The organism is Oceanimonas sp. AH20CE76 (assembly GCF_039654065.1).
Classification (GTDB): domain Bacteria; phylum Pseudomonadota; class Gammaproteobacteria; order Enterobacterales; family Aeromonadaceae; genus Oceanimonas; species Oceanimonas smirnovii.
This window is the reverse complement of record NZ_CP155481.1, coordinates 2,938,272-2,965,000: the sequence shown is the minus strand read 5'-3', so window position 1 is coordinate 2,965,000 and position 26,729 is coordinate 2,938,272. Positions and strand designations below refer to the sequence as shown.

The following is a 26,729-nucleotide window of genomic DNA, read 5'->3' as shown; positions in this document are numbered from 1 at the left end:
CCAGACCGCCGGCTAAGGTCCCCAAGTTCTGGTTAAGTGGGAAACGAAGTGGGAAGGCTCAGACAGCCAGGATGTTGGCTTAGAAGCAGCCATCATTTAAAGAAAGCGTAATAGCTCACTGGTCGAGTCGGCCTGCGCGGAAGATGTAACGGGGCTAAAACCAGGCACCGAAGCCGCGGATTCACGCTTTGCGTGAGTGGTAGGGGAGCGTTCTGTAAGTCTGCGAAGGTGTGTTGTGAAGCATGCTGGAGATATCAGAAGTGCGAATGCTGACATGAGTAACGATAAAGGGGGTGAAAAACCTCCTCGCCGGAAGACCAAGGGTTCCTGTCCAACGTTAATCGGGGCAGGGTGAGTCGGCCCCTAAGGCGAGGCCGAAAGGCGTAGTCGATGGGAAACGGGTTAATATTCCCGTACTGACACACATTGCGATGGGGGGACGGAGAAGGCTAGATGGGCCAGGCGTTGGTTGTCCTGGTGAAAGGGCGTAGGCGGTGACTTTAGGTAAATCCGGAGTTGCAACGCTGAGACCCGAGACGAAGGTACTACGGTACCGAAGTCATTGATGCCCTGCTTCCAGGAAAAGCCTCTAAGCTTCAGATGTGTGTGAACCGTACCCCAAACCGACACAGGTGGTCGGGTAGAGAATACCAAGGCGCTTGAGAGAACTCGGGTGAAGGAACTAGGCAAAATAGTACCGTAACTTCGGGAGAAGGTACGCTGGAGCGGGTGAAGTCCTTCGCGGATGGAGCCTGAGCCAGTCGCAGTGACCAGGTGGCTGGGACTGTTTATCAAAAACACAGCACTCTGCTAACTCGCAAGAGGACGTATAGGGTGTGACACCTGCCCGGTGCCGGAAGGTTAATTGATGGGGTTAGCCGTAAGGTGAAGCTCTTGATCGAAGCCCCGGTAAACGGCGGCCGTAACTATAACGGTCCTAAGGTAGCGAAATTCCTTGTCGGGTAAGTTCCGACCTGCACGAATGGTGTAACCATGGCCACGCTGTCTCCACCCGAGACTCAGTGAAATTGAAATCGCCGTGAAGATGCGGTGTACCCGCGGCTAGACGGAAAGACCCCGTGAACCTTTACTATAGCTTGGCACTGAACATTGACCCTACATGTGTAGGATAGGTGGGAGGCTGTGAAGCGGTGACGCCAGTTGCCGTGGAGCCGACCTTGAAATACCACCCTTGTATGTTTGATGTTCTAACTTGGTCCCCTTATCGGGGATGAGGACAGTGCCTGGTGGGTAGTTTGACTGGGGCGGTCTCCTCCCAAAGCGTAACGGAGGAGCACGAAGGTTGGCTAAGTACGGTCGGACATCGTACGGTTAGTGCAATGGCATAAGCCAGCTTAACTGCGAGACAGACACGTCGAGCAGGTGCGAAAGCAGGTCATAGTGATCCGGTGGTTCTGAATGGAAGGGCCATCGCTCAACGGATAAAAGGTACTCCGGGGATAACAGGCTGATACCGCCCAAGAGTTCATATCGACGGCGGTGTTTGGCACCTCGATGTCGGCTCATCACATCCTGGGGCTGAAGTCGGTCCCAAGGGTATGGCTGTTCGCCATTTAAAGTGGTACGCGAGCTGGGTTCAGAACGTCGTGAGACAGTTCGGTCCCTATCTGCCGTGGGCGTTGGATGATTGAGAGGGGCTGCTCCTAGTACGAGAGGACCGGAGTGGACGAACCTCTGGTGTTCGGGTTGTCACGCCAGTGGCACTGCCCGGTAGCTAAGTTCGGAATCGATAACCGCTGAAAGCATCTAAGCGGGAAGCGAGCCTCGAGATGAGTCATCCCTAGGTACTTGATACCTCTAAAGGGCCGTCCGAGACCAGGACGTTGATAGGCAGGGTGTGGAAGCGCTGTGAGGCGTGCAGCTAACCTGTACTAATGACCCGTGCGGCTTAACCATACAACACCCAAGAAGTGTGAGGCCTTGCAGGTCGAGACTACGAATTCATCATCAAAATAACGCTTTTTCCGAATTACAGTTTAATGCCTGGCGGCCATAGCGTTGTGGAACCACCTGATTCCATGCCGAACTCAGCAGTGAAACGCAACCGCGCCGATGATAGTGTGGCAGCTGCCATGTGAAAGTAGGTCACTGCCAGGCACCCAATAAGAAAAAGCCCTTCACTGATGTGAAGGGCTTTTTTCGTTTCTGCATCTGATACCCGCTACCCTTTCTATGCTTGCTCCCCAGCTTGTGTATACAATTCTTCTATTCCAATTGATGCATAGCCTTGCTTTTCCTGACGTCAATAAAGAGTGTTATAGATCACATTGGTGCAAATTTTGTGTACAAAGAGTTCACATTGATATAACACTTCTGTTTTTTTTACGGTATTATCTATTCATCTCCGCACTCGGTAACAAGCCTTGAAGTGGAGAATGGAGGGTAGTGCCACCGTCTCGACAGGATGTTGGCCAATTAAAAAATGACAGCACTATGGCTGCTCATTGGCAACGATTAACAAAGGGATCTGTTATGACCCAGGAAGCAAACGCCACTCAAGGCAAAAATCACGATCTGCTCTACTCATTACACGACAAGCCCAGTTTCTGGCCGTCTACCTTTGCTGCATTGCAGCACGTACTGGCCAGTCTGGTTGGCGTCATTACTCCCACCCTGATTGTGGGTGGCGCGCTCGGATTGGGTGAACATGTTCCTTATCTGATCAGCATGGCACTCATGGTGTCCGGTGTGGGTACTTTTATTCAGTGTCGCCGTATCGGTCCTGTGGGCGCTGGTATGTTATGTCTGCAGGGCACCAGCTTTGCGTTTCTGACCGCCGTACTGTCTGCTGGTTTTATTGTTAAAAACCGTGGGGGTACTCCGGAAGATATTCTGGCCACTATTTTTGGTGTGAGCTTCTGCGCCGCCTTTATCGAGATTTTCCTGAGTCGTTTTGTACACAAGCTGCAGAAGATCATTACTCCTGTTGTTACCGGTACCATCATTATTCTTATCGGTATTCCGCTGATTAAAGTGGCCATGACCGACATTGGTGGTGGCTTTGGTGCTTTGAAAACTGATGCTTTCGGCTCTCTCGATAACCTGATGCTGGCTGGTATTGTACTGGTGAGCGTTATTCTGCTGAACCGTTCCAAGAATCCGATGGTTCGTCTGGCTGCCGTGGTAATTGGTCTGGTCCTGGGTATGCTGGCTGCCTTCTTTATGGGACGTCTGGATTTCTCCCACGTGGCCAACCTGCCGCTGGTATCCATCCCGGTTCCGTTCAAGTTTGGTTTTCAGTTTGATCTGGCTGCCTTTATCCCGCTGGCCATTCTGTTCTGTGTGAGTGCCATGGAAACCACCGGTGACCTGACTGCCAACTCCACCATCTCCCGTGAGCCGGTGAAAGGTCCGATCTATATCAACCGTATTCGCGGTGGTGTGCTGGGTGACGGTATCAACTCCATGATTGCTGCTGTTTTCAACAGCATGCCCTCTACGACCTTCAGTCAGAACAACGGTGTTATCGCCCTGACTGGTGTGGCCAGCCGCTTTGTCGGACTCTATATTGCTGCCATTCTGTTCATTATGGGTCTGTTCCCCATTATCGGTGGTGTACTGCAGACCATGCCCAAGCCGGTGCTGGGTGGTGCGACTCTGATCATGTTCGGTACCGTGGCAGTCGCCGGTATTCGTGTACTGTCTCAGGCCAACCTGGACCGTCGTAACATGATGATAGTGGCCATTTCAGTAGGTATGGGTATCGGTGTATCCACTGTGCCGGAAGTGCTGCAGGCCCTGCCGGATACTGTAGCCAACATTCTGAGCTCCCCGGTTGCTATGGGTGCCATTACTGCCATCTCTCTGAGCCTGATTCTGCCCGAGGGGCGTTCTCAGGACGAGGAAGAAGAGAAAGCGGAAGCTGAAGAAGCGGCTCCGGTGATAGACGGTAAAAAAAAATTAGGTGAGGTTGGTTAATACTCACTGACAAATTGAGCCCGAATAAGCTCAATCCCCTGGCGTACCTTCCCGGATTGTACGTCAGGGGTTTTTACATCCGGGGGATGCCAACTTTCCTGTTATATGGAGTAGAAAGTCTGATGCAAAACCCCAAGACACTCTGGATAAAATCACCTCTTGCTACCCTGACCCCGGCCTGTGCCGGTGGTGTAGTGGTCAGCGGTAACACCATTGTTGAACTGGTCGCCGAAGGTCAAAAGCCACAACGCCGGATTGACGAGACCTTTGACGCCAGGGACCATGTGCTGCTGCCCGGCCTGATCAACGCCCACCACCATTTCTATCAGACCCTGACCCGGGCGCACCCTGTTGCGCTGAACAAGGAGCTGTTTTCCTGGCTGACCTCTCTCTATCCGGTGTGGGCCAAATTGCAGCCGGAAATGATAGCCGTCTCCACGCAAATCGCGCTGACTGAGCTGTTGCTGTCGGGATGTACCACTGCCAATGATCATCATTACCTGTTTCCTCAGGGGCTTGAACAGGCCATTGATATTCAAATGGAGCAAGCTCACAGGCTGGGCGTGCGAGTGCATCTGACCCGGGGTTCCATGAGTCTGGGACAGGATCAGGGCGGATTGCCGCCGCAGTCAACAGTACAGAGTGAAGAGACCATTCTTGCCGACAGTGAGCGACTGATCCATCGTTATCATGACCATGCAGCCGGAGCCATGAGCAGAGTGGCGCTGGCTCCCTGCTCTCCCTTTTCGGTGAGCAGCGAATTAATGAAAGCCTCGGCCCGGCTTGCTGAGCAGCATGATGTGCAATTGCATACTCATTTAGCCGAAACTCACGACGAAACCGAGTTTTGCCAGCGCATGTTTGGTATGCGTCCGGTGGATTACCTGGAGTCAGTAGGCTGGCTTAACAAGCGAACCTGGCTGGCTCATGGCATTCACTTCAATGAAGAAGAAATTATCCGGCTGGGTAAAGCCGGCACTGGCATTGCTCACTGCCCCTCATCCAATATGTTATTGGCTTCAGGTATGTGCCCGACTCTGGATCTGGAAGCTGCCGGTTGTCCGGTAGGCCTGGGAGTAGACGGCTCTGCGTCTAATGACGGATCTAACATGATACTGGAAGTGCGGCAGGCATTACTCCTGCAACGGCTGCGTTATGGTGCCAGTAAAATTACGCATCAAAAGGTACTGAACTGGGCTACCCAAGGGTCGGCTGCCTGTCTGGGACGTGACGATATCGGTGAGATTGCTGTTGGCAAACAGGCTGATCTGGCATTGTTCCGGCTCGATGATATTCAGTTTGCCGGTGCCGGTGATCCGCTGGCAGCACTGGTGCTTTGCGGTGCTCAACGAGCGGACAGGGTCATGGTCGCCGGCCGTTGGCGAGTAACAGAGGGCGCGGTGGAAGGCCTGGATATTGGTGCCTTAAAAGCGCGACAGCGTGAACTGGCAGCACAACTGCGCTAGCACTGGGGACTTTACCAGCGCTTCGTGATATAAATCACGTTTTTATTCGTGGGTATATAAGTTGCGCTGGGATATTAAAGGCTGGTTCGGATTACAGTTGCTGGCACTGATATTGCTTGCCACCTGGTGGCAGGGCTACTGGCTTGGTCTGGATGAGGGAGTATTCTGGTGGTTTAATGAGCGGCTGATAACTGTCCCCGGTTTTGCCGGGCTGGTCGCTTTTGTAAACCAGCGCTGGATAGATGGTGCCATCGCGTTGCTGATGGCACTCTTTGTATTTCGCTATGCCTGGCTGGCATCGGGCAGAGAGCGGGCGCGTATTTGCTGCCTGCTTATTATTATGGCCGGCTCTTTTTCATTGCAGGCAGCGGCAGGCAAGGCATTGCCGGTGAAGCGGCCGAGTCCGACTCTGGCCTATGAGCAAGCGGAGCGGGTCAGCCGGCTGGTGCCGGACATTAAAGCCAAAGACGCCTCGCAAGATTCCTTTCCCAGTGACCACGGTATTGGTTTTGCTACCTTTTTGCTGTTTGCCATTTACCGCTTTCCCCGCCGTTATCTCTATGCAGTCGTGCCTCTGGTGCTGATTCTGGCCATGCCCAGAGTGATGTCGGGGGCACATTGGTTTACCGACTTTATCTGCGGCTCCATTCCTTTGGCGCTGATCACCGCTGCCTGGCTGTTTCATACACCATTGGCACACTGGCTGACTGAAACACTGGTGCGTCCGGCAGAAAAACTGCTGCGGCACTGGCGACTTCAGGGCTAAGCAAACGGGCGGCGTGACCGCCCTTTGTGATTATTGCGGCAGGCTGATCAGTTCACTGCGGGGAAGTATGTCGTAATCCACAATAACCGGCAGACCTTGCAGCTGCCGGCGCAGCATATCAAAGGCGGCAAAGGCCAGCAGACGGCGGCGCATCAGCGGATCACGAAAATGCATTTTCAGGGTTTGAGCCCGGCAGCCTTCCGGCGTTAATAGCGCCAGAGGAATGCCTTCCGGCCCTTCGGCACCAATGGCCAGAGTGGTGGCCCGGCCGGAGCCTTTCAGCCACTGAGCCAGATCGTCAGCCGTATCAGGCAGTCCCGCCAGATAATGACCTTCAAATTCGCTGGTCAGGGTGTGCAGAGTGTCGGTCAGGCGGCCGCCGCTGGCATCTTCAAATACCACCAGATCCCGGTCGTGCAATTGTGCGGCCAGACCTTCAAACTTCAGCTCGTTACGGGCTACCACATGGCTGCCTACTTGCTCCAGTAACTGGGTTTCAGCAGTTCTGATGGCCTCGCGATTATCAGTGCCGATAATCAGTTTCAGCTCTATGGTAGGAGAGTTAGCTCGATAACCAAGCGTAATGCCGTCAGGCCAGGGCAGCGGATCCAGCCGGTCACTTAAGCCAGACTCAGACAGCCCGAACAAAAAGTAGCGGCGTACCTGGCTCTGACCTCGCTGACCCAGGCGGTTACGCAGCCGGGGCAAAATTTCCTGATCCATCATTTTCTTCAGCTCGGACGGCACCCCCGGAGTAAAGAAAAACAGCGCCCGGTTATATTGCACGGCAAAGCCACAGGCAGTACCAACAGGGTTGTCTACCAGCTCGGCGCCTTCCGGCAGCATGGCTTGCTTGATGTTGCTTTCCGGCATATTACGATTGCGACCGGCGTATTTCTCCTGCATCAGCTTCAGCCATGGTTCATTCAGCACCAGAGGCACGCCGGCGGCTTCGGCCATGGCCTCAGCACTGATATCATCGGAGGTGGGGCCCAGCCCGCCATTGACGATAACCACATCTGCATGGTGGCTGCGCTGCTCAAACAGCTCCACCAGATCGGCTTTGTCATCGCCCACGGTAAAGCGCCGGCGCACCTGCCAGCCCTGTTCCAGCAGCCGTTGCGACAGCCAGCCGGCATTGGTATCGGTTATCAGGCCGGTAAGCACTTCATCGCCGGTGCTGATGAGTTCAATCACGGGTTCCATATGCAAATCCTTGAACAAAACTGGCCAAATTCTATCGCATCTGGCAGCAGTAACACAGGTTACTGATGACAAGCAGCGACCCATATTGTAGATTTCTAGATGTCTAGACTTTTCTACCGATGCAGTACATGGAGTAAGCACATGCCCATCAGAATCCCGGATCGCCTGCCGGCGGCCAACGTCCTGAGCCAGGAAAATATCTTCGTGATGACGGAGACGCGCGCGGTTAATCAGGACATACGACCGATGCGGGTGCTGCTGCTCAATTTAATGCCCAAGAAAATTGAAACCGAGAATCAGCTGCTGCGTATGCTGTCGAATTCGCCCCTGCAAATTGGCGTGGATCTGCTGCGCATTGACAACCGGCCTTCCAAAAACACGCCTCAGTCTCATCTGGAGCATTTTTACTTTGATTTTGAGCAGATCAAGGATCAGTTTTACGACGGTTTGATTATCACTGGCGCGCCGCTGGGGCTGACCGATTTTTGTGATGTGGTGTACTGGGACAAAATTGAACAGGTAGTGGAGTGGTCCAAAAGCCATGTGACTTCTACCTTGTTTTTGTGCTGGGCAGCCCAGGCCGGCCTCAAGATTTTGTATGATCTCGACAAGCGTACCCGGCTGGAAAAATTATCCGGTGTGTATGAACATCAGAATATGGGACAGTATGAACCACTGGTGCGCGGTTTTGATGATGTGTTTCTGGCTCCTCACTCCCGCTATGCAGACTTTCCGCTGGACTTGATTCGGGAAAAAACCAACCTCAAGGTACTGGCCGGCTCCGAGCAGGTGGGTATGTATCTGGCGGTAAGCCCGGATCGGCGGCAGGTGTTTGTGACCGGCCACCCGGAATATGATCCCGATACCCTTCATCAGGAATACATGCGGGATCTGTCGGCGGGCATAGAGCCCAGCATGCCGGTGAATTACTATCCCGGCAATAACCCCGATAATGCCCCGCGGGCTACCTGGCGCAGTCATGGTCATCTGCTGTTTTCCAACTGGCTCAACTATCACGTTTATCAGCTGACGCCCTACGATCTGAACACCCTCAGCGCCACCGGCGACACCCTGACCAAAGACTGGGAAGACTGAACATTAAAAAAGGGGCTCACGCCCCTTTTTGTTATTCGATGGGAAAGCCGGCTTTCTCTGCGGCCTTGGCCTTGTTGATCATGGGGGTGATGGTCATGCCCTGCACGATAATCGAGAACAGCACGATGGCGTAGGTCATCATTAATATCAGATCCCGCAGGTCTACCTGACCATCGCTGCCCAGCTTCACCCCCGCCGGAATCGACAGTGCCATTGCCAGTGACAGACCGCCTCGCAGACCGCCCCAGGTAAGAATGCGTACCGAATATTTGTTATAGCTGCGAACCCGGCGAAAGCCGGTATATGGCAGAGCCACACTGAGGAAGCGGCCGGCCAGTACCAGCGGTACCGACAACAATACCAAAATCCAGGCTTGCCAGTGAAACTGTACCAGCAGCATGGCCAGACCAATCAGCAGGAACAGCAGGGCGTTGAGGAATTCGTCCAGCAGGTGCCAGAAGTGATCCAGGTATTTCTGGCTCTGATCCGAAAAGCCGGTATAGCGGGTCCAGTTACCGATAATAATACCTGCCACCACCATGGCCAGGGCACCGGATACACCCAGGACGTTGGCCATGGCAAAACCGGCAGTGGGCACGCACAACGTCATCAGCAGCTCCATGGAGCCATCGTCGGTGGCGCTGATCATAATGTGACACATCAGTCCCAGCAGGGCACCGAAGATGATGCCGCCCACCGCTTCGTGAGTAAACAGGGTCAGCACGGAACCAAAACTGGCCTCGTTGCCGTTAAAGGCCACCGCGAAAATGGTCAGAAAGGCGACCAGGCCGATACCGTCGTTGAACAGCGATTCACCTTCGATCTGAATGGAAATCTGCTCCGGCGCTCCCAGTTTCTTGACAATGGCCAGTACCGCTATGGGATCGGTAGGGGAAATCAGGGTGCCAAACAGCAGGCAGTAAATAAAGGGAATGGGAATGGCAGCGACATAGCCCAGCAGCCAGAGACCACCGGCCACAACAAGCGTGGAGATAAGTACGCCAAAAATGACCAGAATCGAAATTTCCCATTTCTGACTTTTTAATGCGGGCAGATTAATTCCCAGGCCCCCGGCAAACAGCAGAAAGCCAAGGATCCCTTGCAGGAGGAAGGAGCCGAAATCGATAGTTTTAATGACTTCCACCGCATGTTCCTGCAGTCCGGGCCAGGTCGTTTTACCCAGAATCAGCATAAAAACAGAGATGGCAAGAGCGCCGGAGGTAATGGCAATGGTGGTCTGAATTTTCATGATGTACTGATTGACGAAGGCAATGGTGATCGCCATGGCAGCCAAAAAGCACAGAGTGTAATAAACGCTCATGTGAGGGCTCTTCTGAAAGGTTATTTTATTATTTTGCAAGCTTGGTTGGCCGAATATATTCGGTTGCACATAGTTTGCCCTATCAGCCCTGGCTTCACTAGCAAAAATGCCGTGAGGATGTGTATTTTTACACCTTGTTTACCCCCGTAAAACATCAGCCATGCAGATGGCCGGATTTCCGATTGGTTAAATTGTGGTAGCATGAAAGCTGCATACAGGAATCAGGTTGTAACAGGAGTAAGCAGTGTCCAGATCCCCCGTGTTTTCTCAGCTCGAACAGGCTTTGGCCGAACGCATTTTGATCATCGACGGGGGCATGGGCACCATGATCCAGTCACACCGGCTGGACGAGGCCGCCTACCGGGGCGAGCGCTTTGCCGACTGGGGCAGTGATCTCAAGGGCAACAACGATCTGCTGGTGTTGACTCAGCCCGAGATCATCGCCCAAATCCACAGCGATTATTTCGCCGCCGGTGCCGACATAGTGGAAACCAATACCTTTAACGCCACCACCATCGCCATGGCCGACTACCACATGGAAAGTCTGGCGGCGGAGATCAACCTGGAGGCGGCCAGACTGGCGCGCCGGGTGGCCGATGAATGGACCGCCAAGGAGCCCCACAAGCCGCGTTTTGTGGCCGGGGTATTGGGCCCGACCAACCGCACCGCCTCCATCTCGCCGGACGTGAACGACCCCGGCTACCGCAACATCAGCTTTGACCAGCTGGTGGCGGCCTACACCGAGGCCACCGAAGCGCTGATCGACGGCGGTGCCGATCTGCTGATGATCGAGACCATCTTCGATACCCTCAACGCCAAGGCGGCGGTGTTTGCCATTGAAGGGGTGTTTGAGAAGCGTAACGTGCGCCTGCCGGTGATGATTTCCGGCACCATTACCGACGCCTCCGGGCGCACCCTGACTGGCCAGACCACCGAGGCCTTCTATCACTCCCTGCGCCACGCCCAGCCCATCTCCTTTGGCCTGAACTGTGCTCTTGGCCCGGATGAACTGCGCCAGTACGTGGCCGAACTGTCCCGTATCAGCGAGACCTATGTTTCTGCTCACCCTAACGCCGGTCTGCCCAACGCCTTTGGTGAATACGACCTGGACGCCGCCGAGATGGCCGCCCATATTCGCGAGTGGGCCGAAAGTGGTTTCCTCAACCTGGTGGGCGGCTGCTGCGGCTCCACCCCCGAGCATATTCGTGCCATCGCCGAGGCGGTCAAGGGCGTAGCTCCCCGGCCACTGCCCGAGCTGCCGGTGGCCTGCCGGCTGTCCGGCCTGGAGCCGGTGCTGATCACCCCCGAGAGCATGTTCGTCAACGTGGGCGAGCGTACCAACGTGACCGGCTCGGCCAAGTTCAAGCGGCTGATCAAGGAAGAGCTCTACGACGAGGCGCTGGAAGTGGCGCTGCATCAGGTGGAAAACGGCGCCCAGATCATCGACATCAACATGGATGAAGGCATGCTCGACGCCGAGGCCTGCATGACCCGCTTCCTCAACCTGATTGCCGGTGAGCCCGATATCTCTCGGGTGCCCATCATGATCGACTCGTCCAAGTGGGATGTGATTGAGGCCGGCCTCAAGTGCATTCAGGGCAAGGGTATCGTTAACTCCATCTCCCTGAAGGAAGGGGAAGCCAACTTTATCGAGCAGGCCAAACTGGTGCGCCGTTATGGTGCCGCCGTGATCGTCATGGCCTTTGATGAAGTGGGCCAGGCCGACACCCGGGAGCGCAAGTTCAAAATCTGCCAGCGGGCCTACCGGGTGCTGGTGGACAAGGTCGGCTTTCCGCCGGAAGACATCATCTTCGACCCCAATATCTTTGCGGTGGCTACCGGCATCGATGAACACAACAACTATGCGGTCGACTTTATCGAGGCGGTCAAGGACATCAAGGACAACCTGCCTCACGCCATGATCTCCGGCGGCGTGTCCAACGTGTCGTTCTCGTTCCGGGGCAACGAGCCGGTGCGGGAAGCCATTCATGCGGTATTTCTGTATCACGCCATCAAGAACGGCATGGACATGGGTATCGTCAACGCCGGTCAGCTTGCCATCTATGAAGACATCGAGCCCGAGCTGAAGGAGAAGGTGGAGGCGGTGGTGCTCAACCTCAACGATAACGCCACCGAGGCCCTGCTGGAAGTGGCCGAGCGTTATCGCAACAGTGGTGGCCCTGCCAACGACGCCCGGGATCTGGAATGGCGCAGCTGGCCGGTGAACAAGCGCCTTGAGCACGCCCTTGTAAAAGGTCTGACCGACTTTATCGAGGAAGACACCGAAGAGGCCCGCCAGCAGGCGGCGCGCCCGCTGGACGTGATTGAAGGCCCGCTGATGGACGGCATGAACGTGGTCGGCGATCTGTTCGGCGAGGGCAAGATGTTCCTGCCCCAGGTGGTGAAATCGGCCCGGGTGATGAAGCGGGCGGTGGCCTACCTTAACCCCTATATCGAGGCCACCAAGGCGGTGGGTCAGAGCAACGGCAAGATTGTGATGGCCACGGTCAAGGGCGACGTGCACGACATCGGCAAGAACATCGTCGGTGTGGTGTTGCAGTGCAATAACTTTGAGGTGGTGGACCTGGGAGTTATGGTGCCCTGCGAGACCATCCTTAAGACCGCCCGGGAAACCAACGCCGACATGATTGGCCTGTCGGGGCTGATCACCCCGTCACTGGATGAAATGGTACACGTGGCCAAGGAAATGCAGCGTCAGGGCTTCAAGATCCCGCTGCTGATCGGCGGCGCTACCACCTCCAAGGCTCATACCGCGGTCAAGATTGAGCAGAACTACGACGAGCCGGTGGTGTATGTGTCCAACGCTTCCCGCGCCGTGGGCGTGGTGCAGAGCCTGCTGAGTGAGACCAACAAGCCGGCCTTTGTGGCGCGGCTCAATCAGGAATACGAGGTGGTGCGGGATCAGCACGCCCGCAAAAAGCCCCGCACCAAACCGGTGACCCTGGCCGAGGCCCGGGCCAACAAGGTGAACATCGACTGGGACGCTTACACCCCGCCGGTGCCGGTGAAACCGGGCATTCATGAATTCCGCAACGCGCCCATCTCGGTGCTGCGGGAATACATCGACTGGACGCCGTTTTTCCTCACCTGGTCACTGGCGGGCAAGTATCCGCGCATTCTGGAAGACGAGGTGGTGGGTGAAGAAGCCAAACGCCTGTTCGCCGATGCCAACGCCATGCTCGACACCCTGGAGGCAGAGGGTGAGCTGAGCTGTGCCGGGGTGATCGGTCTGTTTCCCGCCAACAGCGTGGGCGACGACGTGGAAATCTACGCCGACGAGTCCCGCTCGCAAGTGCTGCACACGCTGCGCTTTTTGCGTCAGCAGACCGAGAAGAAGGATGGTTTCCCCAACTACTGCCTGGCCGACTATGTGGCGCCCAAGGGCAGCAAGCCGGACTACATCGGCGGCTTTGCGGTTACCGGTGGCATCGGCGAGGACGAGATCGTCAAGCGTTACAAGGATGCTCACGACGATTACAACGCCATCATGGCCAGCGCCGTGGCAGACCGGCTGGCGGAGGCCTTTGCCGAGTACATGCACCTTAAGGTGCGGCGGGAGTACTGGGGCTATGCCCCGGACGAAACGCTCAACAACGACGAGCTGATCCGCGAAAAGTATCAGGGCATTCGTCCGGCGCCGGGCTATCCCGCCTGTCCTGAGCACACCGAAAAAGGCACCCTGTGGCAGTGGCTGGACGTGGAAAACCGCATCGGCATGAAGCTGACCGAGTCCTACGCCATGTGGCCGGGAGCGGCAGTGTCGGGCTTCTATTTCTCCTATCCGGACACCCGCTACTTCGCGGTGGCCCGCATTCAGGAAGACCAGCTGCTGGATTATGCCGCGCGTAAAGGTATGACCAGAGAAGACGCTGAAAAGTGGCTTGCCCCTAACCTGAGTGACTGATGAATCAAAGGCGCCTCTGGCGCCTTTTTGATAAATATTTATCCGTCTTGTTCTGCATCAGTTCAGCAGGGTATATGCTTGTTACTATAAACGGATTTATTAGTGTTAAAAGCTGTGTCTGTGTGCCCTTGCGTCAGGCTGCTGCATCAGGATAAAACTGGTGCTGGACAGTGCTGATTCCCTGGCGTAATTTCAGGCAGCTTTTTAAAAGTGGGAGGAGGTTCCCATGTTTACTGTATCCCGCCCGGGAAAAACTATCTCACAATTACTTGGTTTTTTGCTGCTGGTTTGTCTGACGACTCAGGCTCACGCCAATCCACGTTATGCGGCCATCGTGATCGACGCCGAAAACGGCACAGTACTGCATGCGGCTAATGCTGATGCCAGCCGCTATCCGGCGTCACTCACTAAAATGATGACCCTCTACCTGTTGTTTGATGCCATGGAGCAGGGGCGCATGAGCCTGAATACTGCAATGCCGGTGTCGGCACATGCGGCTTCCATGCCACAAACCAATATTCAGCTCAAAAAAGGCGACAGACTGAAAGTAAAAGATGCCATTCCGGCGTTGATAGTACGCTCGGCCAATGACGTGGCTGTGGTGGTGGCCGAGGCCCTGGGGGGGAGCGAGAGCGCCTTTGCCAAACGTATGACGGCCAAGGCCAGAGAGCTGAAAATGTACAATACCACCTTTCGTAATGCCTCGGGCCTGCCCGACAGCCAGCAAATTTCCACTGCCCGGGATTTGGCTACCCTGTCGTTGCGGCTGATGAAGGATTACCCGGGCTATTATCATTATTTTTCCACCACGTCCTTTACCTATAAGGGTAAAACCTACCATAGCCATAATCGCATGGTGCAGAATGCGCCCGGGGTGGATGGCATGAAGACCGGTTATATTCGTGCGTCCGGCTTTAATGTGGCGACCTCGGCATTGCGGGATGATCGCCGTGTGGTAGGTGTGGTGATGGGGGGTAAAACCGCTCAGTCCCGGGATCAGCATATGGCTTCACTGATTGACCGCAGCATAGGGCGTGCTACTCAGGTTGCCAGGGTAACGCAGGTGCCTGCTGCCGATCGACTGGTCGTTCGTACGCGCACTGTGCGCCAGACAGTAAAACAAGCGCCGAATACTCAGCCACCTCAAGTCCCGGCGGCTGATCCTTTATTTCATGGGGACTGGGCAGTACAAATTGGCTCTTTCCGTATGCCGGAGCAGGCCAGGGACAGAGCCTCGGATGCTGCACGCCGGCTGGGTGATCTGGCGCAGGCCAGGGCGGCTGTTACTGAAGTGGAAATCAGCAACCGGACCCTGTTTCGTGCCCGCCTGATAGGTTTTGAAGAAAAGCAGGCACAGAATGCCTGTCAGCACCTGTCCCGGCAAGGGATGGATTGTCTGGTAGTTCGGCTCTGAGTCCGCATCAGGCGTAGTGCGTAAATACGAAAAAAGGGCAACATTGCTGTTGCCCTTTTTTCGGTCGTCCTGACGGCTCTGTTCCGTGAACCTGATGGCTCCCTGCCATATCCCTGACTGTATTTCACTCCGTGAAATGGTCCGCTTCCCGATCCTTCGGTGTGTCCTGGTCGTTCCTGACCGCGTGTCGTCCTGACCCGCTTCACATCTTCAACCCTGAAGGTGTCCTTGCCGCCTTTCCCGGCGGTGTCCTTGTGCCATTCCTGGCCGGCCTTTCTTCCTGAGAGGCCCTGTGCTTCCTTGCGAGAAGAATAGTAACCCGAACCGGCAATACCGAAAGTCCGGTTTTCAGGCTGACTAAAGTGTCAGGAATGGTTAATAAATGGCATCTTGCTGAATGTAAAGGTGAAAATTTATTCTTTAAGGACTTTGGCCGCATCACAAAAGCATATTATCTGAAGTCAGCTTGAGAGATCTCGCACAAAGCAGCGGGGTTATTGTCAGACTTTGGTCTCATGGTCCAGTAACCAGCGCTTACGTGTCAGGCCACCGGCATAGCCGGTAAGGCTGCCATTGGCACCAATGACCCGGTGGCAGGGAATGATAATGGGAATGGGATTGCGGCCATTGGCGGCGCCGACGGCCCGCACGGCCCTGGGATTGCCGATGGCGGCAGCAATATCGCTGTAACTGCGCTTTTCGCCCCAGGGTATGGCTAACAGCGCTTGCCACACTCGCTGCTGAAAGGGGGTGCCGGCAGGAGCCAGTGGCAGCGAAAAGCGGGTCAGCTCACCGACAAAGTAGGCATTCAGCTGGTCACAGGCCAATGTGAGCAGTGGGCTGCCGGGTACCGTTTCCGGCACGGGCTCATCAAGAAAAATAATACGGGTAATGGCCTCGGCGCTGGTTTCAATGCGCAAAGGGCCGCAGGGGCTGGTCAGAATGGTATGCATCACCATGGCTCACTCTGAGAATGTGGCCAGCGGCCAGATATCATAGGCCGGCTCTTCATAGGGGTGGGCCGTACGCAGGGCGGCCAGGGCCTGTTTAATCAGATGATCTTCGCATACCAGCTCAATGCGCAGCTCATCCACCCGCTCCAGCTCGCCGGCTGTGCCCAGAAAGGGGTTGGCACCGGCCAAAGGGCGAAACTGACCTTGCCCGCGCGTTTCAAAACAGCACTGGTCATAATCACCGATTTTGCCGGCACCGGTGGCAAACACCGCCTGTTTCACCGCATCGGCATGGGTTTCAGGAACAAAAAATACCAGCTTGTACATGATGCCTCCCTGTTATGGCCGGGGTTAAGGGGGTGTGCAAGAGTGGGCGTTAACGTTCGAAGTATGTGAAATATAACAGAATTCCTTGCTTCAAGAGTGGTTTATTCCACACAGGGAGTGAATAATGAATGTTCCTGACGCGATCGGAACTGGCTCATGAATCAAGCACACAACCTGATCCGCCGGCTGTTTTCACGGCATACCGGCAGCTTGCTGCCACTGGTGATGCTGGGCGTCTTAACCGGCATCGCAGCCAGTTTGGTAATGATGAGTTTTTTGCTGATTCTTAATGCCACCCTGGGTGGCCTTAACGGTAATAATCTGGAAGACTTCGAGTCACTGGCCTGGTACTGGCAGCTGGGGCTGCCGGTGCTGGGCAGCGCCTTGCTGATCCTGTTATATCATTTCACTCCCCGGAACTGGCAGTCGGTAGGGCTGGCCTATGTACTGGAGCGGCTGCAGTTTGGGCAGGGACGCATTCCTGCCGGCAATATCGGCTTTCAGTTCGTGGCCGCTCTTGTTGCCCTTGGCTCGGGTCACAGTGTGGGCCGGGAAGGGCCTGCTGTACATATGGGGGCGGGCATTGCCAGCCAGGTGGGGCAAGTGACCGGCAGGCCACCCAGCCAGCTACGGCTGTTGCTGGGGTGCGGAACGGCAGCGGCCATTTCTGCTGCCTTTAATACGCCCCTGGCGGGTGTGCTGTTTGCCATGGAAGTGGTGTTGATGGAATACAGCCTGCTGGGGTTTGCGCCCATCATTGCAGCCGCCATCACTGCGTCGGCCCTGACCGGCGCGCTGTTGGGAGAGCATGCCATTCTGGAGCCGGTTCAGCTGTCGCTGGCATCCTATCAGGACATTCCGGGTCTGTTGATCACCGGTTTGTGGGTGGGGCTGCTGGCCGTCTTGTTTCAGCGGCTGGTGCTGGTATTTGTTCGCGTTCCGCTTAAGTCCCGGTCGCTCAGACTGTTGCTGGCGGGCACTATTACCGGTGTGCTGGCGCTGGCTGCGCCACAAATTCTTGGTTCCGGTTACGACACCATCAATATTATGCTGAACGAGGGCCTGCCCTGGCTGCTGTTACTGGTGATACTGGCAGGCAAACTGCTGGCCACGGCAGCGGCCATCGGTCTGGGCGTGCCCGGCGGCCAGATTGCGCCTACCCTGATGCTGGGTGTTTGCGCCGGCGGTATAGCCGGGGCGCTTATTCCCGGCACTTCGGATCCGGCACTTTATGCGTTGCTTGGCATGGCTGCCATGATGAGTGCCGTCCTTCATGCGCCGCTGGCTGCCATTGCCACCGTGCTGGAGCTGTCGCTCAGTGCCGAGTCCATGTTACCGGCCATGATAGTGGTGCTGGGAGCCAACCTGTTGTGCCAGCATGGTTTTCATCTTCCTTCGCTGGTTATCACTCAGCTTCGCGTGCGTGGGCAGGAGCTGCAAACTCATCCAGTGCGCACGGCGCTGGCCCAGCGTTATCTGTCGGAGCTGGCCGATATGAGCCTGGTGCACTGGAACGGAAAGGGAGTACCACCTGTCACCAGAGCCCCGGTGCTGATAGTGCAGCGAGATCAGCATTACTATTTGCTGGCCGCAGCCCAGCTTGACGAAAACACCAGTGCCGAAGAGCTGGACAAGCTGCTGACTCCAGGCCGCCGGTTACAGCTGCTGGAGCAGGATATGTCGTTATTGGAAGCCCTGCGCAGTCTGCAAGGTGAGCCCGGTGCCGGCTTTCTGGTGCCGGTTCGGCGCGGTCAGGGGCTGGTCACCCGCAGCCGCCTGGTACGCATGCTGACAGAAGAAGGAGGCTTATATTGAGTACACAAAAACCGGGCTGGCAGCTGTCGGCAAACCGGTTGAGCCTGACGGGAGACTGGACTCTGGCGCATTATGCATATTTGCAGCAGATCCTGCAGCCGCTGCCGGCGGAGCAGGTCACAGCGCTGGAAGCAGCAGGTCTGACCCGGCTGGATACCGCGGGTGCCGGCCTGTTGTGGCAACAACTGGGTAGTGGCCTGCCGGTATTGGCGCAGCAGGCCGAAAATCTGAGTGACAAGCAGACATCGTTGTTACTGGCAGTTACGGAAGTGATGGCGCAGCGTGAGCCGGTGCCAGCGGTCATGTCCCGCTGGAGTGACGGGCTGGCCCGGCTGGGACAGCGCGTGGACCGGGGCTGGCTGCAGGGCAAGATGCTGCTGGGATTTACCGGCCTGACTCTGAACACGGCAGCGGGGCTGATGTTCCGGCCATCTCAGTGGCGCATCACTGCGTTGGTGGCACAGATGCAGCAGTGTGGGCTGAATGCGGTGCCCATAGTGGCGCTGCTGACCTTTCTGGTGGGGGCCGTGGTAGCCTTTCTCGGCGCTACCGTGCTGGAGAACTTCGGTGCCACCATCTATACGGTAGATCTGGTGGCTTACAGTTTTATGCGTGAGTTTGGTGTGCTGCTGACGGCTATTTTGCTGGCCGGCCGTACCGCCAGTGCTTTTACTGCCCAGCTGGGTGCCATGAAAGTGAATCAGGAGCTGGATGCTCTGCGCGCACAGGGGCTGGATCCCGTGGCACTGTTGGTGTTACCCCGATTGCTGGCGTTATTGCTGACCCTGCCGTTACTGGCGTTTATTGCCGTGCTCAGCGGTCTGCTTGGTGGTGCTCTGGTGGGCATGTTGTCGCTGGATATTTCGCTGACTCAGTATTTGGCCATAGTACAGCAGGTGCCCTTGCAGCATTTGCTGGTAGGACTGGGCAAGGCGCCCGTGTTTGCGGTGCTGATTGCGCTTATCGGCTGCCTGGAAGGGTTCAAGGTTTCGGGCAGCGCTCAGTCGGTAGGGGAACACACCACCTCCAGTGTGGTGCAGTCCATTTTTGTGGTGATATTGCTGGATGCGGTGGCGGCGCTGTTTTTAATGGAGATGGGCTGGTGACGGACGCCCTTATTCGCGTGCGGGGCTTGCGCAATTGCTTTGGCTCCCAGGTGGTGCACGAGCAGCTGGATCTGGATGTGATGCCGGGAGAAATTCTGGGGCTGGTGGGGGGATCCGGCAGTGGCAAGTCGGTACTGCTGCGTTCCATTATTGGCCTGCATCGTCCCGATGCCGGCGAAGTACGCCTGTGGCAGCAGGATCTGCTGACCCTGCCGGCGACAGAACGCAGCCAGCTGGAACGGCGTATGGGAGTTCTGTTTCAGAACGGTGCTTTGTTTTCTTCGCTCACTGTGCTGGAAAACGTGGCTTTGCCGCTGGTGGAGCATGCCGGCCTGAGCTGGCAGCAGGCAGTAAAGCTGGCCGATATCAAGCTGGCACTGGCAGGCTTGCCGGCACTGGCGGGGCATCGTTATCCGGCCAATCTGTCCGGTGGTATGGTCAAGCGGGCCGCGCTGGCCCGGGCGCTGGCGCTGGATCCCCAGGTTCTGTTTCTGGATGAGCCCACCGCAGGGCTGGATCCGGTCTCTGCCTCGGCGTTTGATCGTCTGTTGCTGACATTACGCAATGCACTGGATTTGACGGTGGTGCTGGTCACTCATGATCTGGATACCCTTTATACCTGTTGCGACCGGGTGGCGGTGCTGGGGCGAAAGCGGGTACAGACGGTGGGACAGCTGACGCAGGTAGCGGCCTTTGATGATCCCTGGATTCAGGATTATTTTCACGGCCCGCGGGGCAGAGCGGCACAATATGCTGCTCAAGGTAATAAGGAGTAACCCATGGAAACCCGGGCTCATCACGTACTGGTGGGATTGTTTACCCTGCTGACAGCTGCGGCAACCCTGCTGTTTGCGCTTTGGCTGGCCAAAATGGGAGATAACAGCGAGCTGCGCCGCTATGACATCGTGTTTACCGAGCCGGTATCCGGGCTGTCGGTAGGCAGTGCCGTGCAATATAGCGGTATTCGTGTGGGTGAGGTAGAAAGCCTGACCCTGAATCCGCGGGATCCCCGTCAGGTGCGAGCCCGGGTGCGTATTGCCGCCGATGCGCCGGTGAAAACCGACACGCAGGCACGGCTGGCGCTGACCAACATTACCGGTGCTGCCAATATTGCGCTCAGCCACGGCTCGCCTGACAGTCCGCTGTTATTGCAGAATGAGGATGATATTCCGGTAATACGGGCGGAGCCTTCCCCCCTTACTCAGCTCAGAGTCAGTACTGAAGAGCTGCTGGTGGGGCTGAATACGCTACTGGAGAATGCCAATCGTCTGCTGACCCCGCAAAATGCCGAACACGTTACGCATATTTTAGCCAGCCTGGACACAGTAACCGCCGGGCTGGCACAGCAGCAAGGCAGCCTGCAGCAAGGAGTCACTTCGCTGACCGATGCTGCCCGCCGGCTGGATGCGCTGATGGTTCGGCTCGATACTCAGCTGGCCCGTCATGGTGAGCCGCTGCTGGCCAACACCGCCGCCACCGCTGCCAGCCTGCAGCGTCTGAGCGAGCGGCTGGAGCAATTGCTTGCCCGGCAGCAGCCGGCGCTGGAAGCGGGCGCGCAGGGGCTGGCGGGTGTGGAGCCGGCCCTGCGTGAGCTGCGCCGAACCCTGCGAACCCTGGGTGATGTGACCCGACAGCTGCAGCAGAACCCGGCCGGCACCTTGCTGGAACGTGAGCAAATGGAGGTGTTTGAGCCATGAAACAAATCATGCTTCTGCTGTTTATATTGGGACTGACAGCCTGCTCGGTATTACCGCCGGCTCAGCCGGTCAGCCAGTACCGGCTGGCACCGGCCGCCCCGGTGGCTGAACAGGCCTCGCTCACGTTGAAAGGGCTGCGCCTGGCCCGGCCTCAGGCAGTGGGCGTGCACACCGGCAACCGTTTGTTGGTGCTGACCGGGCAGCAGTCTTATCAGGCCTATGGCGATGCGCGCTGGAATGCGCCCATGCCGTTGCTGTGGCAAGACTGGCTGCTGGATGCCCTGTGGCAGGATGGCCGTTTTGATGCTCTCAGCCGGGAAGAAGACAGCATGCAGGCAGGCTGGGAGCTGGCGGGCACCTTGCGCGCCTTTGAGGTGGATGTCAGCCAGGGCCGGCCCCAGGCCCTGATCCGCTTTGACGCCCAGCTGTTGCGCACCAGCGACCGGCGCATTGTGGCCAGCCGTCGTTTTGAGCAGCGGGCCGAGCTGGCCAGCCGCGATGCAGCTGCGGCCGTGGCGGGACTGAGCCAGGCCGCCAATCGGCTGGCTGCCGAGCTGAGCCACTGGCTGCTGATCCAGACGCCATGACGCGGCGGCTGCTGTGGCTGCTATATTGGTTGGCGGCACCGCTGCCGGCGGCGGAGGCACTCAAGGTGGAAGTGCTGCAGAGCCTGCCGCACGATATTCGTGCCTTTACACAGGGGCTGGAGTGGCATGAGGGCCTTCTGTATCAAAGCACCGGCCTGTATGGCCAGTCCAGTATCAGGGTGCTGAATGCCGGTAACGGTAAGCTGAAGCAACAGCGGCCTTTGTCCGGTAGTCTGTTCGGCGAAGGCATTACTCGGGTGGGTAACCGCTTGATCCAGCTGACCTGGAAAGAAGGCCGGGCGCTGGTATGGCGGTTGCCTGAGCTTGCCATGGAAAGCGGCTTTACCTATGAGGGAGAAGGCTGGGGCCTGTGTTATGACGGCAGGCACTTATGGATGAGCGACGGCTCGGCCAGTTTACAGCAGCGCCGCCTTAGTGACTTTGGCCTGCAGCAGCGGCTGCCGGTGACCCTGAATGGCAAGCTTCAATATCAGCTGAATGCCCTGGCCTGTGTGGGCGAGCATATTTACGCCAATGTGTGGAAGCAGAGCCATATTTTACGTATTCACAAGGCCAGCGGCAGGGTTGATGGTGTGATTGATGCCACGGTGCTGCTGCCTTTGAGTGGTCGCATCAAGGATGCCGATGCGGTACTGAATGGCATTGCCCATGACCCACAAACCGGTGATTTTTACCTCACCGGCAAGTGGTGGTCCAGATTGTTCAGGGTTCGTTTTGTGCCGGCTGACTGAGGCTGTTACCCCAGCATGGGCCGTAAAAAACGGGCAGTGTGAGACGCTTCGTGTTTCGCTACGGCTTCAGGGGTGCCGGCCACCAGGATCTCACCGCCGCCGCTGCCCCCTTCCGGCCCCAGATCCACGATCCAGTCGGCGGTTTTGATCACGTCCAGGTTGTGCTCGATGATCACCACCGTATTGCCGTGATCCCGCAGCCGGTGCAGCACCGTCAGCAACAGCTGAATATCGTGAAAATGCAGGCCTGTGGTGGGCTCGTCGAGAATATACAGGGTCTGGCCGGTGTCCCGCTTCGACAGCTCCCGGGCCAGCTTGACCCGCTGGGCCTCGCCGCCCGACAGGGTAGTGGCGGACTGACCCAAACGAATATAGGATAGGCCCACGTCCATCAGGGTCTGCAGCTTGCGGGCAATGGCGGGCACAGGGGCAAAGAAATCGCAGGCTTCCTCCACCGTCATTTCCAGCACCTCGTGAATGCTCTTGCCCTTGTAGCGGATTTCCAGAGTTTCCCGGTTGTAACGCTTGCCTTTGCACACATCGCAGGGCACATAGACGTCGGGCAGAAAGTGCATTTCTACCTTGATCACGCCGTCGCCCTGGCAGGCCTCGCAGCGGCCGCCTTTGACGTTAAAGGAGAAGCGGCCCGGCTTGTAGCCACGGGAGCGGGCTTCCTGAGTGCCGGAGAACAACTCACGAATGGGCGTGAAAATGCCGGTGTAGGTGGCCGGATTGGAGCGGGGCGTGCGGCCGATGGGGCTCTGATCGATGTCCACCACCTTGTCCAGCTTGTCGAGGCCGTGAATGGCAGAGTAGGGCGCCGGCTGACTCACCGTGGCCTTGTTCAGCTCGCGATGAGCGAGGGGAAACAGGGTGTCGTTGATCAGGGTCGATTTGCCCGAGCCGGACACGCCGGTAACACAGGTCATCAGCCCCAGAGGTAATTCGAGGTTCACCTGTTTGAGGTTGTTGCCGCTGGCGCCTTCAAGTCGCAGCCAGTGCTCGCCCACCGGCGTGCGCTGCGCCGGCACCGCAATGGCCTCACGGCCCGAGAGATAGGCACCGGTAAGCGACTCCGGGTTGGCCATCACCTCTGCCGGTGTGCCCTGAGCCACTATCTGGCCGCCGTGTACGCCGGCACCGGGACCGATATCCAGCACATGATCGGCGGCGCGAATGGCGTCTTCATCGTGCTCCACCACGATCACGGTATTGCCCAGATCCCGCAGGTGAGTAAGCGTGGCCAGCAGTCGTTCGTTATCGCGCTGGTGCAGGCCGATACTGGGCTCGTCCAGCACATACATAACCCCCACCAGGCCGGCACCAATCTGGCTGGCCAGACGAATGCGCTGGGCCTCGCCGCCGGACAGGGTCTCGGCACTGCGGGACAGGGTCAGGTAATTGAGCCCCACATTAACCAGAAAGCCCAGCCGCTCGGTAATTTCCTTCAGAATTTTATCGGCAATCTGCGCCTTCTGGCCATCCAGCTGCAGCCCGGTGAAAAAGGCATGGGCCTCACCAATGGCCATGTCGGACACCCGGGGCAGATTGTGATCCGCCACAAACACATGACGGGCGGCTTCCTTCAGCCGAGTGCCGCCGCAGCCCGGGCAGGCCCGGTTGCTCTGATATTTGGCCAGCTCTTCCCGCACCGAGTTGGACTCGGTCTCCCGGTAGCGCCGCTCCATGTTGTGCACTATGCCCTCAAAAGGGTGCTTGCGCACCAGCACATCGCCGCGGTCATTCATGTAGCGGAATTCTACATTGGCCCGGCCCGAGCCATAGAGCACGGCCTTTTGAATGGGCTTGGACAGGCTTTCAAAAGGGGCTTCCAGATCAAAGTCGTAATGCTCTGCCAGGGACTTGAGCATCTGGTAATAATAATAACTGCGCTTGTCCCAGCCGCGAATGGCACCGCCCGCCAGGCTCAGCTCGGGGTTGGACACCACCTTGTCGGGGTCAACAATCTGCTGGGCACCCAGGCCGTCGCACTGCTCGCAGGCCCCCGCCGGGTTGTTAAAGGAAAAAATGCGCGGCTCCAGCTCGGCAATGGAGTAACCACACTCCGGGCAGGCAAAGTTGGCGGAAAACACCAGCGGCTCTTCCTGCTCATCGTCCATGCTCACCACAGAGGCGATACCGCCGGAGAGCTCCAGCGCCGCCTCAAAAGACTCTGCCAGCCGCAGCTGCAGATCGTCCCGCACCTTGAATCTGTCTACCACCACTTCAATGGTGTGTTTCTTTTGTAATTCCAGCGCCGGCGGATCCGACAGATCGCAGACTTCGCCGTCGATGCGGGCACGAATGAAGCCTTGGGCCGACAGGTTGTCGAGCAGCTTGCTGTGCTCACCCTTGCGGTTGCGCACTACCGGGGCCAGCAGCATCAGCCGCTTGCCCTCTGGCTGCTCCAGCACCTTGTCTACCATCTGGCTGATGGTCTGGGCCGCCAGCGGTAACTCATGGGTAGGACAGCGAGGCTCACCCACCCGGGCAAACAACAGCCGCAGATAATCATGAATTTCGGTAATGGTACCTACCGTAGATCGGGGGTTGTGGGACGTGGATTTCTGCTCGATGGAAATAGCGGGTGACAGGCCTTCGATATGATCCACATCGGGCTTTTCCATCAGCGAGAGAAACTGGCGGGCGTAGGCAGACAGCGATTCCACATAGCGGCGCTGCCCTTCGGCATACAGGGTATCAAAAGCCAGGGACGACTTGCCCGAGCCCGACAGACCGGTGATGACGATCAGTTTATCTCTGGGTAATTCCAGGCTGATGTTCTTCAGGTTGTGGGTGCGCGCTCCGCGAACGTCAATTTTATCCATCTGCAGCATGACCAAGTTTTAAACGAGACCGGCTAGTATGGCACTGGATGAATAGCCAGCCAAGGGTACATTGGGGGATTAATCTTGACCGGCGCTCCGTGCTAGACTGCTGCTCTTTTGTGAACAATAACAGCGGAACAGTATTCATGAGCGAACAGCAAGGTTTTAGTCCGCGGGAGCGGCGAGCCTCTTTTACCCTGGCCAGCATCTTTGGCATGCGTATGCTGGGCCTGTTCATGATCATGCCGGTGTTTGCCCTTTATGGTGGCAGCCTGGACGGCTTCTCACCGTTGTGGGTAGGCATTGCCATCGGCGCCTATGGCCTGACCCAGGCCATATTACAGATTCCGGCGGGCTGGCTGTCGGATCGCATTGGCCGTAAGCCGGTTATCTATGGCGGTCTTGCGCTGTTTGCTGCCGGTTCAGTGGTCGCGGCCATGTCCGAATCGGTTTATGGCGTGGTGGCTGGCCGGGTGCTGCAGGGTAGCGGTGCCATCGCCGGTGCCATTCTGGCACTGGCCGCTGATATCACCCGGGAAGAGCACCGTACCAAGGCCATGGCCATTATCGGCGTGTGCATCGGCATTTCCTTTGCGGTGGCCATGGTGGCTGGCCCGCTGCTGGCAGCCCAGTTCGGTCTGGCCGGCGTGTTCTGGACCACGGCGGTGCTGGCAGTGGTGGGCATGCTGATGGTACGCCTGCTGCTGCCGGACTCGGTCAGTAAGGGTCAAATCCGTGACGTGACCGCGGCCCCCGAGCTGTTGGGCCGGCTGCTGAAAGACAAACAACTGCTGCGGCTGGACTTTGGCATTATGCTGCTGCACCTGAGCCTGACGGCGGTGTTTGTGGCTTTTCCGCTGTCGCTGGTGGACGCCGGTCTGGTACGGGAGCATCACTGGTGGCTGTATTTTCCCACTCTGCTGGCATCCTTTGTGCTGATAGTGCCGTTTTTGATCCTCGGTGCCCGGCGCAATATGAACAAGCTGCTGTTTCAGGCCTCCATTCTGGTGATGATGGTGGCCCTGGTGCTGATGGCGGTGGCAGGCACTCAACTGTGGCTGCTGGTGCTGGCCATGGTGCTGTACTTTACTGCTTTTAATTTTATGGAAGCCTCGCTGCCGGCGTTTTTATCCATGCTGGCCCCGGTGGGCGGCAAGGGCACTGCCATGGGCATCTATTCCACCAGTCAGTTTCTTGGTGCCTTTATCGGCGGTGTGGCCGGTGGTGCTCTCTATCAGAAACTGGGCGGCTCCGGTGTATTTTTGCTGGTGGCGCTGGCCATGGTGTTCTGGTTCTGGTTGTCGGCAGGCATGACCAATGTCAGCCGGGTTCGGTCTCATATTCTGCCTATCGGTGTTAAGATAGAAACAGAGTCTGCCCGCAGCCAGCTGCTGCAGCGGCTGATGGCGCTGCCGGGAGTGCATGAGGCGTTGATCATTCCCGATGAAGGCGCTGCCTACCTTAAGGTAGATGGCAATATTTTTGAACTGGATCAGGCCAAACGCCTGATCAACCTGTGAGTACGGAGCAAG

18 protein-coding genes and 2 rRNA genes (1 of these 20 only partly in view) are annotated in these 26,729 nt (G+C 57.2%); 15 read left to right on the top strand and 5 right to left on the bottom strand.

Features of this window, described 5'->3' with window-relative positions; translation table 11 throughout:
- The 5 genes from N2M06_RS14510 to N2M06_RS14490 all read left to right on the top strand — a co-directional run.
- A 23S ribosomal RNA gene (locus N2M06_RS14510) occupies positions 1 to 1,917 on the top strand; it begins 973 nt to the left of the window's first position.
- An 86-nt stretch (positions 1,918 to 2,003) separates the two neighbouring features.
- Positions 2,004 to 2,118, top strand: a 5S ribosomal RNA gene (gene rrf / locus N2M06_RS14505).
- A 375-nt stretch (positions 2,119 to 2,493) separates the two neighbouring features.
- Complete coding sequence (locus N2M06_RS14500) at positions 2,494 to 3,939, top strand: nucleobase:cation symporter-2 family protein (RefSeq protein ID WP_346351111.1); 1,446 nt, start codon at positions 2,494 to 2,496, stop codon at positions 3,937 to 3,939.
- A 122-nt stretch (positions 3,940 to 4,061) separates the two neighbouring features.
- Positions 4,062 to 5,405: an 8-oxoguanine deaminase gene (locus N2M06_RS14495; RefSeq protein WP_346351110.1), complete on the top strand. Its 1,344-nt coding sequence runs from the start codon at positions 4,062 to 4,064 to the stop codon at positions 5,403 to 5,405.
- Between the two features lie 61 nt (positions 5,406 to 5,466).
- Complete coding sequence (locus N2M06_RS14490; RefSeq protein ID WP_346351109.1) at positions 5,467 to 6,171, top strand: phosphatase PAP2 family protein; 705 nt, start codon at positions 5,467 to 5,469, stop codon at positions 6,169 to 6,171.
- A gap of 30 nt (positions 6,172 to 6,201) precedes the next feature.
- Here N2M06_RS14490 and N2M06_RS14485 read toward each other — a convergent pair whose 3' ends face one another.
- The gene (locus tag N2M06_RS14485) at positions 6,202 to 7,377 is read right to left on the bottom strand and encodes a CinA family nicotinamide mononucleotide deamidase-related protein (protein ID WP_346351108.1); all 1,176 of its coding nucleotides are present in this window, start codon (positions 7,375 to 7,377) and stop codon (positions 6,202 to 6,204) included.
- 141 nt (positions 7,378 to 7,518) lie between these two features.
- Between N2M06_RS14485 and metA the strand changes: the two genes are divergently transcribed.
- Positions 7,519 to 8,472 carry a homoserine O-succinyltransferase gene (gene metA / locus N2M06_RS14480; protein WP_019935080.1) on the top strand — a complete coding sequence of 318 codons (954 nt, stop codon included), beginning with the start codon at positions 7,519 to 7,521 and terminating at the stop codon, positions 8,470 to 8,472.
- 31 nt (positions 8,473 to 8,503) lie between these two features.
- Here metA and N2M06_RS14475 read toward each other — a convergent pair whose 3' ends face one another.
- On the bottom strand, positions 8,504 to 9,793 hold the full coding sequence (locus tag N2M06_RS14475) for a sodium:proton antiporter (RefSeq protein WP_019935079.1): 1,290 nt from the start codon (positions 9,791 to 9,793) through the stop codon (positions 8,504 to 8,506).
- Between the two features lie 244 nt (positions 9,794 to 10,037).
- Between N2M06_RS14475 and metH the strand changes: the two genes are divergently transcribed.
- Together metH and N2M06_RS14465 are read left to right on the top strand one after the other, a co-directional pair.
- A complete protein-coding gene (metH, locus tag N2M06_RS14470) occupies positions 10,038 to 13,718 on the top strand; it encodes a methionine synthase (protein ID WP_346351107.1) in 3,681 nt (1,226 codons plus the stop codon).
- Positions 13,719 to 13,944: 226 nt separating this feature from the next.
- Positions 13,945 to 15,132, top strand: coding sequence for a D-alanyl-D-alanine carboxypeptidase (locus N2M06_RS14465; protein WP_317075103.1), 1,188 nt, complete (start codon positions 13,945 to 13,947; stop codon positions 15,130 to 15,132).
- Between the two features lie 500 nt (positions 15,133 to 15,632).
- Here the strand turns inward: N2M06_RS14465 and N2M06_RS14460 are convergent, their stop codons facing one another.
- Together N2M06_RS14460 and N2M06_RS14455 are read right to left on the bottom strand one after the other, a co-directional pair.
- Positions 15,633 to 16,091, bottom strand: coding sequence for a methylated-DNA--[protein]-cysteine S-methyltransferase (locus tag N2M06_RS14460; protein ID WP_346351106.1), 459 nt, complete (start codon positions 16,089 to 16,091; stop codon positions 15,633 to 15,635).
- Between the two features lie 3 nt (positions 16,092 to 16,094).
- Positions 16,095 to 16,412, bottom strand: a complete 318-nt coding sequence (locus tag N2M06_RS14455) for a YqfO family protein (RefSeq protein ID WP_346351105.1) — start codon at positions 16,410 to 16,412, stop codon at positions 16,095 to 16,097.
- 156 nt (positions 16,413 to 16,568) lie between these two features.
- On the opposite strand from N2M06_RS14455, the gene N2M06_RS14450 reads away from it, so the two are divergent.
- Genes N2M06_RS14450 through N2M06_RS14425 form a run of 6 tightly spaced genes read left to right on the top strand, consistent with a single transcriptional unit; the run spans position 16,569 to position 22,369 of the window.
- Positions 16,569 to 18,227 (top strand): chloride channel protein, encoded by a 1,659-nt coding sequence (locus N2M06_RS14450; protein WP_346351104.1) that lies wholly within the window; start codon positions 16,569 to 16,571, stop codon positions 18,225 to 18,227.
- Positions 18,224 to 19,333, top strand: a complete 1,110-nt coding sequence (locus tag N2M06_RS14445; RefSeq protein ID WP_346351103.1) for an ABC transporter permease — start codon at positions 18,224 to 18,226, stop codon at positions 19,331 to 19,333. Before N2M06_RS14450 ends, N2M06_RS14445 begins: the two co-directional genes overlap by 4 nt.
- Entirely contained in the window at positions 19,330 to 20,109 is a 780-nt protein-coding gene (locus N2M06_RS14440) for an ATP-binding cassette domain-containing protein (protein WP_317075106.1), read from the top strand. Before N2M06_RS14445 ends, N2M06_RS14440 begins: the two co-directional genes overlap by 4 nt.
- A gap of 3 nt (positions 20,110 to 20,112) precedes the next feature.
- Positions 20,113 to 21,030, top strand: coding sequence for an MlaD family protein (locus N2M06_RS14435; RefSeq protein ID WP_346351102.1), 918 nt, complete (start codon positions 20,113 to 20,115; stop codon positions 21,028 to 21,030).
- On the top strand, positions 21,027 to 21,617 hold the full coding sequence (locus tag N2M06_RS14430) for an ABC-type transport auxiliary lipoprotein family protein (protein ID WP_019935070.1): 591 nt from the start codon (positions 21,027 to 21,029) through the stop codon (positions 21,615 to 21,617). Before N2M06_RS14435 ends, N2M06_RS14430 begins: the two co-directional genes overlap by 4 nt.
- Positions 21,614 to 22,369, top strand: coding sequence for a glutaminyl-peptide cyclotransferase (locus N2M06_RS14425; RefSeq protein WP_346351101.1), 756 nt, complete (start codon positions 21,614 to 21,616; stop codon positions 22,367 to 22,369). The genes N2M06_RS14430 and N2M06_RS14425 overlap by 4 nt, the downstream gene beginning before the upstream one ends.
- 5 nt (positions 22,370 to 22,374) lie before the next feature.
- Here the strand turns inward: N2M06_RS14425 and uvrA are convergent, their stop codons facing one another.
- The gene (gene uvrA / locus N2M06_RS14420; protein WP_346351100.1) at positions 22,375 to 25,197 is read right to left on the bottom strand and encodes an excinuclease ABC subunit UvrA; all 2,823 of its coding nucleotides are present in this window, start codon (positions 25,195 to 25,197) and stop codon (positions 22,375 to 22,377) included.
- Between the two features lie 146 nt (positions 25,198 to 25,343).
- On the opposite strand from uvrA, the gene N2M06_RS14415 reads away from it, so the two are divergent.
- A complete protein-coding gene (locus tag N2M06_RS14415) occupies positions 25,344 to 26,717 on the top strand; it encodes an MFS transporter (protein ID WP_346351099.1) in 1,374 nt (457 codons plus the stop codon).
- Positions 26,718 to 26,729 lie beyond the last annotated feature (12 nt).

Coding starts and splice junctions, on each gene's coding strand:
- N2M06_RS14455 (WP_346351105.1), bottom strand. CDS start 16,412: ATGTACAAGCTGGTATTTTTTGTTCCTGAAACCCATGCCGATGCGGTG.
- metA (WP_019935080.1), top strand. CDS start 7,519: ATGCCCATCAGAATCCCGGATCGCCTGCCGGCGGCCAACGTCCTGAGC.
- N2M06_RS14425 (WP_346351101.1), top strand. CDS start 21,614: ATGACGCGGCGGCTGCTGTGGCTGCTATATTGGTTGGCGGCACCGCTG.
- N2M06_RS14495 (WP_346351110.1), top strand. CDS start 4,062: ATGCAAAACCCCAAGACACTCTGGATAAAATCACCTCTTGCTACCCTG.
- uvrA (WP_346351100.1), bottom strand. CDS start 25,197: ATGGATAAAATTGACGTTCGCGGAGCGCGCACCCACAACCTGAAGAAC.
- N2M06_RS14435 (WP_346351102.1), top strand. CDS start 20,113: ATGGAAACCCGGGCTCATCACGTACTGGTGGGATTGTTTACCCTGCTG.
- N2M06_RS14450 (WP_346351104.1), top strand. CDS start 16,569: ATGAATCAAGCACACAACCTGATCCGCCGGCTGTTTTCACGGCATACC.
- N2M06_RS14465 (WP_317075103.1), top strand. CDS start 13,945: ATGTTTACTGTATCCCGCCCGGGAAAAACTATCTCACAATTACTTGGT.
- N2M06_RS14500 (WP_346351111.1), top strand. CDS start 2,494: ATGACCCAGGAAGCAAACGCCACTCAAGGCAAAAATCACGATCTGCTC.
- N2M06_RS14460 (WP_346351106.1), bottom strand. CDS start 16,091: ATGGTGATGCATACCATTCTGACCAGCCCCTGCGGCCCTTTGCGCATT.
- N2M06_RS14430 (WP_019935070.1), top strand. CDS start 21,027: ATGAAACAAATCATGCTTCTGCTGTTTATATTGGGACTGACAGCCTGC.
- N2M06_RS14475 (WP_019935079.1), bottom strand. CDS start 9,793: ATGAGCGTTTATTACACTCTGTGCTTTTTGGCTGCCATGGCGATCACC.
- N2M06_RS14485 (WP_346351108.1), bottom strand. CDS start 7,377: ATGGAACCCGTGATTGAACTCATCAGCACCGGCGATGAAGTGCTTACC.
- N2M06_RS14415 (WP_346351099.1), top strand. CDS start 25,344: ATGAGCGAACAGCAAGGTTTTAGTCCGCGGGAGCGGCGAGCCTCTTTT.